9 protein-coding genes and 1 pseudogene are annotated in these 9994 nt (G+C 62.2%); 1 reads left to right on the forward strand and 9 read right to left on the reverse strand.

From position 1 onward, the window contains the following. Positions 1-99: 99 nt before the first annotated feature. The 8 genes from ASJ79_RS10640 to ASJ79_RS10675 form a co-directional block, all read right to left on the reverse strand. Positions 100-933 (reverse strand): ABC transporter permease, encoded by an 834-nt coding sequence (locus ASJ79_RS10640; RefSeq protein WP_067954906.1) that lies wholly within the window; start codon positions 931-933, stop codon positions 100-102. A gap of 135 nt (positions 934-1068) precedes the next feature. Then, positions 1069-1659: an ABC transporter ATP-binding protein gene (locus ASJ79_RS10645; RefSeq protein ID WP_197420166.1), complete on the reverse strand. Its 591-nt coding sequence runs from the start codon at positions 1657-1659 to the stop codon at positions 1069-1071. Between the two features lie 67 nt (positions 1660-1726). Next, positions 1727-2800 carry an ABC transporter substrate-binding protein gene (locus ASJ79_RS10650; protein WP_082753772.1) on the reverse strand — a complete coding sequence of 358 codons (1074 nt, stop codon included), beginning with the start codon at positions 2798-2800 and terminating at the stop codon, positions 1727-1729. Between the two features lie 6 nt (positions 2801-2806). Continuing rightward, on the reverse strand, positions 2807-4018 hold the full coding sequence (locus ASJ79_RS10655; protein WP_067954911.1) for an NAD(P)/FAD-dependent oxidoreductase: 1212 nt from the start codon (positions 4016-4018) through the stop codon (positions 2807-2809). A gap of 103 nt (positions 4019-4121) precedes the next feature. Beyond that, the gene (locus ASJ79_RS10660) at positions 4122-4964 is read right to left on the reverse strand and encodes a fumarylacetoacetate hydrolase family protein (RefSeq protein WP_067954913.1); all 843 of its coding nucleotides are present in this window, start codon (positions 4962-4964) and stop codon (positions 4122-4124) included. Between the two features lie 36 nt (positions 4965-5000). Further along, entirely contained in the window at positions 5001-5399 is a 399-nt protein-coding gene (locus tag ASJ79_RS10665) for a RidA family protein (protein WP_197420167.1), read from the reverse strand. Between the two features lie 37 nt (positions 5400-5436). Further along, on the reverse strand, positions 5437-6279 hold the full coding sequence (locus ASJ79_RS10670) for an alpha/beta fold hydrolase (RefSeq protein ID WP_067954915.1): 843 nt from the start codon (positions 6277-6279) through the stop codon (positions 5437-5439). Continuing rightward, positions 6276-7688: an amidohydrolase family protein gene (locus ASJ79_RS10675; RefSeq protein ID WP_067954918.1), complete on the reverse strand. Its 1413-nt coding sequence runs from the start codon at positions 7686-7688 to the stop codon at positions 6276-6278. Before ASJ79_RS10675 ends, ASJ79_RS10670 begins: the two co-directional genes overlap by 4 nt. A gap of 265 nt (positions 7689-7953) precedes the next feature. Between ASJ79_RS10675 and ASJ79_RS33845 the strand changes: the two are divergent. Then, a pseudogene (locus ASJ79_RS33845) lies at positions 7954-8474 on the forward strand (transposase); the annotation flags it as partial. Here the strand turns inward: ASJ79_RS33845 and ASJ79_RS10685 are convergent. Further along, positions 8392-9789, reverse strand: coding sequence for an aspartate aminotransferase family protein (locus ASJ79_RS10685; protein ID WP_067954922.1), 1398 nt, complete (start codon positions 9787-9789; stop codon positions 8392-8394). The pseudogene ASJ79_RS33845 and the gene ASJ79_RS10685 overlap by 83 nt on opposite strands. Positions 9790-9994 lie beyond the last annotated feature (205 nt).

A 9994-nucleotide genomic window follows, 5' to 3' on the forward strand; every position in this document is an offset into this window, starting at 1 on the left:
GCCAAAATCCGCCTCATCAACGCCCGCGGCTACGGCCACCACTCAGCCCGAACACTGACCTCAATGATCTATCTCTGCCTCGGCGGACTGCACCCTCAGCTACCCACAAGAACCTGAGGAGCCGCACTTGTGATCGAGCAACGCGACTATTCCGTAAAGCACCAGACCCGCCAACATCAGTGCGGTGATCACAGCGAATGCGGACGCGACATTCAGCTGGAAGTTGAATGTGGAGATCAAGACACCCATTCCCTTTGAGGCGCCTACGAACTCAGCCACGATGGCGCCGATCAACGCCATCGTCATCGCAGTCTTGAGTCCGGCAAAAATCAGCGGAAGCGCCGACGGCAGAGACAGCATCCGATAAGTCTGCAGCTTCGTCGCGCCCAGCGATCTCAGCAAGGTCCGAGCGTCGCGGTCCACCGTCTCGAGGCCCACCACGACGTTGATGAACACCGGGAAGAAGCAGATGGTGGCAGCCATCACGATCTTCGATGTGATGCCAAAACCGAACCAGGTGAGGAACACTGGCGCCAGCGCCACCCGAGGTGTGATCTGGAAGGCAACAAGCAGCGGGTAGAGCGCCTTACGGGTGAGGTCTACCAAGCCCACCCAGGTGCCCAGAACCCAGGCCGAGAACGAGCCGATGAAGAATCCGGCAATTGTCTCCACCAGCGTGACACCGGTTGCCTCCCAGAAGAATCCTTGCCCCAGCAGCTCGAAGAGGCGCAGAGCTATCTCGGTTGGAGGTGGGATGATCACCGGGTTGGCTATTCCCACCCGAACCGTGGTCTCCCACACCGCCAATAACAACGCCAGCACTAGTAGCGGGGCCACGGCCGCTTTCGCGACCTTCGTGAGCGGACCGTCCTCAGGCGGTTCCTGATCATTCTCGTCGTCGAGTTGAGTCTTGCTAACGGTGCTCTCAGACATGTTTTCCTACAAGTCGTCGGATTTTCGAGACAATGTGCGCGGTGGCATCGAGCTCCAGCACCTCTGCCGTGCGCGGGCGGGGAAGATCTATGTCCACGATGTCCTCCACCTCGCCCGGACGCGGTTTCATCACCACTACGCGGTCTGCCAGAAACACCGCCTCTTGGATGTTGTGAGTGACGTACAGGGTGGTACGACCCCGCTCGGAATGTAAGCGCGCAACCTCGATGTTGAGCCGCTCCTGGTGAATTCGTCTACCGCCGAGAAGGGTTCATCCATCAACAGAATGGAGGGGTCGGTCACCAGCGCTTGGGCCAGACTGGCTCGTTGCCGCATCCCGCCTGAGAGCTCCCAGACAAACTTGTCGGCAAAATCCCCGATACCCATCATGTCGAGCAGCTCTTTCGCCCGTTGCTGTGACTCCTGCTCGTCCCGCTTCTGGATCTGAGCCGGCATCAGCACGTTGGCCTCGATAGTGCGCCACGGCAGCAAGACCGCCTTCTGCAGCATGATCCCGATGTCGTGCCTACCGCTGGCCGCCGGGAGGCCGGCAACCGTCACTTGACCAGAACTCATCTCGATAAGACCCGCCACGATGTGCAGCAGTGTGGATTTCCCACAGCCACTGGGCCCGACGAAGGCGACGAACTCGCCTTCCCGGATATCGAGATCGATATCGCGTAACGCATGCACCCTGCCGGTGCGGCCCCGGTAGGTTTTGCTCACCCCTCGGATGCGAACACCGTTGCCGTTGGAGTCTGGAGCCCTACCAGCAGTCATCGGAGCGGCCGCCCTATCCGGCATAGTCTTTTGCTTCGGTCTGCACCGCTGCTGCATCGAAGCTGTCGGCTTCGTCCTGCACCTGCGTCACGAGCTGGTCTGCGGCCAGTGTGGTCATGTCAAGGTCAGCGGGCACCAATCCGGCATCGGCCAGCAGCTCATGGGTGGTGGTCCAGTCCTCGATCGGCACATAGCCGAAGGGATGTTCGCCGTTACCGGCAGTCAGGTCGATGAACTCATTGACGTAAGCCTCCGCGAAGGCAGGGTCCTGGCATTCGCTCGGATACGCCTCACACCCGATCGTCAGCGCCGCTTCGGGATTGGCCTGTGCAAAGGTGCCTCCCATCATCCAGCCGCGGGCGAACTCGGTGATCTGCTGCTTCTTGGCGTTGTCTTCGAGCACCGCCGTGGTGGTGATGAGGCAATCGCCGGGCACACCCTGGTACTTGGCCGGCGTGATATCACGGAACGTGAGCCCTTGGACCTCCAGAGAGATGATGTCGGGATAACTGGAGGCGTAGGCGTCTACGGTACCGTCCTGGATGGCGCTCAACGTCTGCGGACCGGCGGATCCGATGGGTAGAATCGTGATATCGCTCGACATCGGGTCGATGCCCGCGTCTTTGAGCGCGGCGTTGACGATGGGCTCTTCACCGCCCCCCTTCTCGGTTATGCCGAGCTTGCGGCCCCGCAGATCAGACATCTGCTGTATCCCGGAGCCTTCCGGGGTGACAATCTGGAAGAGCTCACCGGGCGGCTGGCAGATGAACGCCCGGACACTTTGGTCACGCGAGAACGCGACAATGGTATCGGCGGCGCCGGCCCATCCAGCGTCGATGTTGCCCGACAACAGTTGTTGAGTGACGTAGCCGGAGCCGTTGGCCGACTGTATATTCAACGTGTAGTCATCACCAAAGTAGTTGAGCTTCTGGGCAATCGGCATGGGCAGCCATGACAACCCCTCGTGGTAGGACAACATCACATTCAACTGTGACGGGCTGTCCTCCTCAGGAGAGGCAGCGTCCTGGCTGCACGAGCTCAGTGCGACCGCGGTAACGAGCGCGGCGAGAATCGATACTGTTTTCATTGTGCCTCAATTCCGTTGAGAAACTATTGGAGCCGAATGTGTTGGGACTTCTCGTGCGTCGTACGTGTGCATCCAACGCACATCCACCGGGATGTTTGCGAATGCCTTGTCGCGGTGTGAGACATCGTCGTCGATGTAGTGCAGCAGACTGTTGGCTCGCCACGACGCCAACTGGACCTTCTCCGCGCGACGCTTACGCAGCGACTCATACGTAGTGAGCCGCTCTTCCGTCGACCGACTGTCTGCAGCTGTGAGCAGCTTCGACAGCACGTAAGCGTCTTCGATCGAAGTATTGGCACCCTGCCCGTGATGGGGCAGCATGGTGTGCGCGGCATCTCCCAACAACACCAGGCGACCCTTGTGCCAGGTTGGCAGAGGCTCCATTCGGAAGAGCGCCCACCGTTCAGAAGGCGCAGCTGCCGAGATCATTTCAGTGACGGCCGGGTGCCAGCCGGCATACCCGGCCAACGCTTCATCCAGAGTAGATGGCGTGCGCCAGGCGCTGTCGTGCGGCCACTGAGCTGGCTCTTCTAGGGCGGCCAGGAAGGTGATCTCGGATCCGCCGGGTGATATCGGAAAGTGCAACAGATGTGCGTGTGTCCCCACCCAGAATTGCAGATCTCCCGGGTTCTCCAGCGACGGAACCTGGTCGGCGCGTACGATACCGCGGAATCCGCTGTTCCCGCTATAGAGGGCACAACTTTCCCCGAACATCCACTGGCGCAGCGTAGACCGTGCGCCGTCAGCTCCGATGACAATCTCGGCATCAGACGTTGTGCCGTTCTCCCAACGCAGCTCCACGCCGTCCGCACCGGGTTGGAGGTCGACGAGCCGGTGGTCCAATCGCACACAGTCGGCGTCGATGGAGCCAACCAGTCGGTTCAGCAGTTCGGCCCGGTGAATGCCCAGGTATGGGTACTGCGTCTGGCTCCGATACCAGCCGTCGCGTCCCAGCGGATGCTGAGCCACCACGTCGCCACTGCGGCCGTCCCGCAGCACCACGTCGTTGGGCTCACCTCCCACCTGGTCTAGGCCGTCCAAAGCACCCAACTCGGTGAGAACTCTTTGCCCATTTGCGAACAGAGACAAGCCGGCGCCGATTTCGGTTAACGCCGATGCCTGCTCGTACACCGTGACGTCAGCGCCCCGTCTGACAAGCGTCGAGGCTGCCGTCAAACCGCCGATGCCCGCGCCGATGACAGCGACTTTGAGCGCCAATGCCTTACCTTTCGTAGCCGATGATATGAAGTTGAATGTCCGCGGTAACGCGGCGTAGGCCAGGACCTCACCGGAATGTGCAGTAGCGGTGAAAGTGCCACCGCTATCGGGCGCGGTAGAAGTGTTGCCGGATCTCGCCCAGACCGTCGATCGAACTGACCAGCTCGTCACCAGGGGAGAGGTAGCGCGCCGGTGAGCGGCCCATGCCCACCCCGGGTGGTGTCCCGGTGAAGATGAGATCGCCCGGTAGCAACGTCGCGGTGTGCGAGATGTAGGAGATCAGTTGGGGGACAGAGAAAATTATGTCACCGGTGGACGCGGACTGGACTGTTTCACCGTTGAGCTGGCACTGGATCTTCAACGAATCCAGCGCCGGTATCTCGTCCAGGGTGACCAACAGCGGGCCCACCGGAGCAAAACCCGGATGAGACTTTGCCAGACTGAACTGTGGCGGGTCACCTACCATCTGAGCTGTTCGCTCGGAAAGATCCTGGCCCACCATGGCCCCGGCCACATGGTCCAGCGCGTCATCGGTGGTGATCTCGCGTCCGCCCACGCCGATTGCGACCACCAGCTCGACTTCCCAGTCCACGTTGCCGTCAGGCAGTTCGACGGCTTGGTCCGGACCGCACAGGGCAGACTGGAACTTGGTGAACAGCATTGGGGCCGGGGGAGCGGTGAATCCCGATTCAGTAGCATGCTCGGCGTAATTGAGCCCCACGGCAAAGATCTGGCGCGGCTCTGGAACTGGTGCTCCGAGCATCGTGTCGGCGATAGGTTCGCCTGAGTCGAAGTACGCCGACGCGGCCCATTTCAAGAAGTCGGCCCAGGCGCTGAGGATGTCGCTCATCGCCGGGCCGAAAACGCCTGAGCTGGCTTGGTGGATATCGAACGCCAGACCGTCGCGGACGACGACGGCCCGGTTGTTGACCGTGCCCAGTTTCATGTCCTGCTGCCTCTCTGCATGTTGTTGATCAGCTGATCAGCTGCGGATGACGGCAATCGCTTCGATCTCCACCTTCGCTTCCGGCACCACCAGCGCCGAGATCTCCACAAGGGTGCTGGCCGGCCGATTCGCGCCGAAACGGCGCTGGCGCACGGTGTTTATTGCCGCGCGGTCATTGATATCGGTCACGAAGACGGTGACTTTGACGATGTCGGCGATCGAGCTGTTGGCGGCTTCCAGCGCAAGTGCGAGATAGTCGAGTACCACTTCGGTTTGTGCCACGACGTCGTTCTCGCCGATCACCTTGCCGTCCGTGCCCATTGCGATCATCCCGGAGATGAACGCGAAGTCGCCGCAGGTGACTGCGTCGGTGTAATGGCTGACGGGCTCGGGCAATTCGGTAATGCGCAGTTCGCGACGTTGCAGGTTGGACACTGTTGCTGATCTCCTAGGTGTTGGGAGTGCTGGTGAGTTAGGTAGGTAAGAAGTCGAGAAGGATCTTGTTGAATTCGGCCGGACGTTCGAAATACGGCGCGTGCCCGGCCTTGTCGATCAGGTGAAGCCGGGTGTGGTCGGGAAGTAGGCGGAGAATATGGTGAGCTTGATCGGGCGGCACCATTCGGTCAGCCGCCCCCCAGATCAGGGTGCACGGCACGTCGCCGGCCGCGCTGCGAAGCGCGTCGCCCACAATGTCGTGGTTGTAACGGTCTCGGACATAACCTGCCAACAGGGCAAAGCTCTCGTCGGCGCCGGGCGAGTTGTTGATCTCGCACTCGGTGGCTACCCACTCTGGAGTCACCAGTGCGGGATCGTGTAGCAGCCCGTACAGCTTGGCGGTGATTCCCGCTGGGGAGGTGTCCGTGATGTTCTGTGCCAGCTGTTGCCGAATGTCCTCGGGTACAGGCGTTATCCCGATAGGCCCGACTAAAACTATCCGTTCTGTTCTATCCGGGTCTGCGACGGTGGCGGCAGCCACCAGATGGGCCCCCAACGAGGTGCCCACCAACGTCGCGGTTTGCGCTCCCAGCTTTGTGCGGGCCACTTGGAGGTACTGCAAGAATCCTGGAATCGAGAAATCCGGCAGCCGCCCCTTGGTCGAGAAGCCGTGCCCGGGGAGGTCGATCGCTAGTGATCTGAATCCTACTGCCGCACACGCTCTCATGGTCTGAGTCCAGCGCTCTGCTGTCGCCCCCAGCCCGTGAATGAAGACAATTGTGCCTCGGCTGCCACCCTGGGGCTCGTACCTGAGGACACGCAGACAGACGCCGGGGGCGACTTCGCAGAGTTCGTGGTCGACGTCGGCGAGGTCCGTCACGAGTGCGTCTCACCTTCTCGGCGTTGCACGCTGCGGATCAGATCCATGGCCTCGTCCTTGTGCCAATCCGGTGGTGTCGGCACCACTTCTTGCCCACTGTGGATGAGGTCATAGGTGAGGTCTGAAGTCGAGTAGGTTTGCACCCGGTGATGCGGCCACCGGCGTGCCAGGGCCCGTTCGTTGAACACCACGATCTTGCCGCCCTGGATGACGGTCTCGATCCTCCTTTTGTCTTGTAGGACACGGATATTCGCTAATGGATCTCCGTCGATAACCAAAATATCGGCGATCATCCCCGGCTCGAGTGTCCCGATTCGCCCATCGAGGTTGAGTGTGACGGCCCCATTGCGGGTGCCGGCTTGAATAGCTTCCATGGGCGACAATCCGGCGTAGGTCATCAACAGTTCCAGCTCCCGTGCGTGCCACTCGCCGTACGGCGCGACGGAGAATCCGCTGTCGGTGCCCATGGCGAAGATCACCCCGGCTGCGTGTGCGCGGTGCAGGGAATCGGCTGTCTTGTCGAGGGCACGGGCCATTCCGTCGCGTAGTTCCACCGGTGCGCCCACGCGTTCGCCCCAGTCGACGACGTTTGCCAGCAGTAAAAGCGTTGGCACCAGCGGTATCTGCCGCTCCACCAGGAGGTCGATGACTTCGTTGGTCATCATGTTTCCGTGCATGATCCAGTCGACGCCCGCCTCGGCGGCCGCCCCCACTTCTGCTGATCCGCGCGCGTGGATGGTCACCTTTTTCCCAAGTTGATGCGCGAAATCGGTGATGGACTTCATCTCGTCGGTGGTGAATGCCTGATAGTCACCGAACGGGCTGTCGGCGAGCTTGATGAGATCGACGCCATTCTTCGCCTGATGGCGAACTTCGCTGATCATCTCGGGCAGTGAGTTCGCCAGAACTCCGATGGAACCGGATGGCACTCCCACCGAGTCCGGGTACCAGTCAGTCAGGCCGTTGCTAGTGGTGATGTACCTACCGGCGGAGGTCATCCGAGGTCCCTGCACAATGCCGTCGGCAATGGCTTCCCGGAGCCCGACACCGATGTAGTAACTGCCGCCGGGCTGGGAGATGCCGGTGACCCCCGCGCTCAAGACCTTCTGTGCGTGGAACGCCGCCTTCAATGTCCTCAGTTCGGCACTGGTGTAGAGATCGATCTCTTCCTCGGTGCGCGATTCCCCGTAAGTCATATGACAATGGGCGTCGATGAGGCCCGGCATGACAGTTTTGCCGGTGGCGTTGACCACGGTGACGTCGTGCCCGCGGGGTACTTGTGCCAGCCCCACGTCAGCGCCGACGGCGTGAATTGTGGTCCCCTGTACCAGGATTGAGCAATCAGGCTGTATTGCAGCACCCGTGGCATCGAGTACGTTGCCGTGCTCGACAAGGATCCAGTCCTTCATGCCAACCTCCAGAATATAATATAGTGGGATCGTACATAGCTTTCTGGTAGCTGCAACTCGGGGCCGAGCCGGATAGGAACTCGGCCGGATCTCGGGCCGGTGGGTTGATGAATTGCGGGGAGCGGCCTGTCGGCCGACTGGCGATGGTCGGGCTGTGTTGTCCTGGTGACGACCTCGGGCTTCCGGTGTTGCTGGTTGGAATCGCCGCTGCGCGCCGGCACTGTTGCCCCGGCTCCGCGGGCGGAGGGCTGAGGGATAGGGGGCAACTCCCAAAAGGATGGCCCACCAGGGGATGAAGGAGTGCGTGTCAGTGCTGTCGCTGACGGCGGCGCGCTCGAGCGCTCACCGCGCACCGGTGTTCCTGGCCTTTCTCAAAAGATCGACGCCGAAGTCCCCGCCGAGTTGGACTGCCACGTCGTGCTCGACAACGCCTCGACGTACAAGACGCCGGCGGTCAAGCGCTCGCTCCTGGCTCATCCGCGCTTTGTCGAGCGCTTCACCCTGACCAGCTCGTCGTGGATCAACCTCGTCGAACGCTGGTTCGCCGAGCTGACCACCAAGAAACGGCGCCGCGGCACCCACACCTCAGTACGCCAACTCAACAGCGACATCCGCGCCTGAATCGACATCTGGAACGACAACCCACGGCCCTACGTCTGGACTAGACCGCCGAACCATATCCTCGAATCAGTGGCGAACTGGACTAGTCAGCGCCCAGCGCCGCATCGGCGACGTCGAGTGCGCGGTCCAGGATCGCCAGGCCTTCGCGGGCCTGCTCGTCGGTGATGATGCACGGCGGCACCACATGGATGCGGTTGTAGTTCGCGAACGGCAGCAGGCCGAGCTTCTTGCACTCGCCGATCACCGAGTTCATTGCGGCACTGGAACTTCCGTACGGCGCCAGCGGCTCGCGGGTGTCCTGATCGGCGACGAGTTCGACGGCCCAGAACACGCCGGCGCCGCGCACCTCACCGACACACCGGTGCCGGGCGGCGATGTCCCGCAGGCCGGGCCCGATCACCTCGGCGCCGACCCGGGCCGCGTTCTCGACCATGCCTTCCTCGGCCATCGCGTTGATCGTCGCGACCGCGGCCGCAGTGGCCAGCGGATGTCCCGAGTACGTGAGGCCGCCCGGGTAGGGGCGGTGGGCGAAGGTCTCGAGGATCGCGGGGCTGATCGCCACACCGCCGAGGGGTACGTAACCGGAGTTGACGCCCTTGGCGAAGGTCAGCAGATCCGGCGTGACATCGAAATGGTCGATGGCGAACCACTTTCCGGTACGGCCGAACCCAGCCATCACCTCGTCGGCGATGAACACGATGCCGTACTCGTCGCACAGCTCGCGCACCCCGGCGATGTACCCGGGCGGGGGGACCATGATGCCCGCGGTGCCCGGGATCGGCTCCAGGATGATGGCCGCGATCGTGCTCGGGCCCTCCATCTTGATGGTGTCGTGCAGGTGCTTGAGCGCGCGCTCGGATTCCTCGGCTTCGGTGGTGGCGTGGAACTGCGAGCGGTACAGGAACGGGCCGAAGAAGTGGACGACGCCGGCGGTGCCGTGGTCGTTGGGCCAGCGGCGGGGGTCGCCGGTGAGGTTGATCGCGGTGTCGGTGCCGCCGTGGTAGGAGCGGTACCGGGACAGCACCTTGTAGCGGCCGGTGTGCAGGCGGGCCATCCGCACCGCGTGCTCGACGGCGTCGGCGCCGGCGTTGGTGAAGAAGACCGTGTTCAGGTCGCCGGGGGTGCGTTCGGCGATCAGCCGGGCGGCCTCGGAGCGGGCGTCGTTGGCGTGCTGCGGCGCCACCGTGCACAACTTCGCGGCCTGCGCGGCGATGGCGGCGACGACCTTCGGGTGCTGATGCCCGATGTTGGTGTTGACCAGCATGGACGAGAAGTCGAGCAGCTTGTTGCCGTTACCGTCCCAGACGTAGCAGCCTTCCGCGGCCACGATCGTCATCGGGGAGATCTCGGCCTGCGCGGACCACGAGTGGAACACGTGGGCGCGGTCGAGTTCGTACGTGCGGGCGGCCTCCGCACGAGCTGCCTCGACAGTCAGCCCGTTGGGCAGGAGACCGGTTTCTTCAAGCGTTTCGTTCAGCACAGGGAAACGGTAGATCTCCAACCTGAGAAGCGAAAATTGCCGTCTTGGGATGTCGTACCCCTGATCTAGCGTAGAACGTATGTGCGGCTCCTCAGGTTCTTGTGGGTAGCTGAGGGTGCAGTCCGCCGAGGCAGAGATAGATCATTGAGGTCAGTGTTCGGGCTGAGTGGTGGCCGTAGCCGCGGGCGTTGATGAGGCGGATTTT

The sequence above is a fragment of the Mycobacterium sp. NAZ190054 genome (assembly GCF_001545925.1).
GTDB lineage: Bacteria > Actinomycetota > Actinomycetes > Mycobacteriales > Mycobacteriaceae > Mycobacterium.

Coding starts and splice junctions, on each gene's coding strand:
- ASJ79_RS10640 (WP_067954906.1), bottom strand. CDS start 933: ATGTCTGAGAGCACCGTTAGCAAGACTCAACTCGACGACGAGAATGAT.
- ASJ79_RS10650 (WP_082753772.1), bottom strand. CDS start 2,800: ATGAAAACAGTATCGATTCTCGCCGCGCTCGTTACCGCGGTCGCACTG.
- ASJ79_RS10660 (WP_067954913.1), bottom strand. CDS start 4,964: ATGAAACTGGGCACGGTCAACAACCGGGCCGTCGTCGTCCGCGACGGT.
- ASJ79_RS10675 (WP_067954918.1), bottom strand. CDS start 7,688: ATGAAGGACTGGATCCTTGTCGAGCACGGCAACGTACTCGATGCCACG.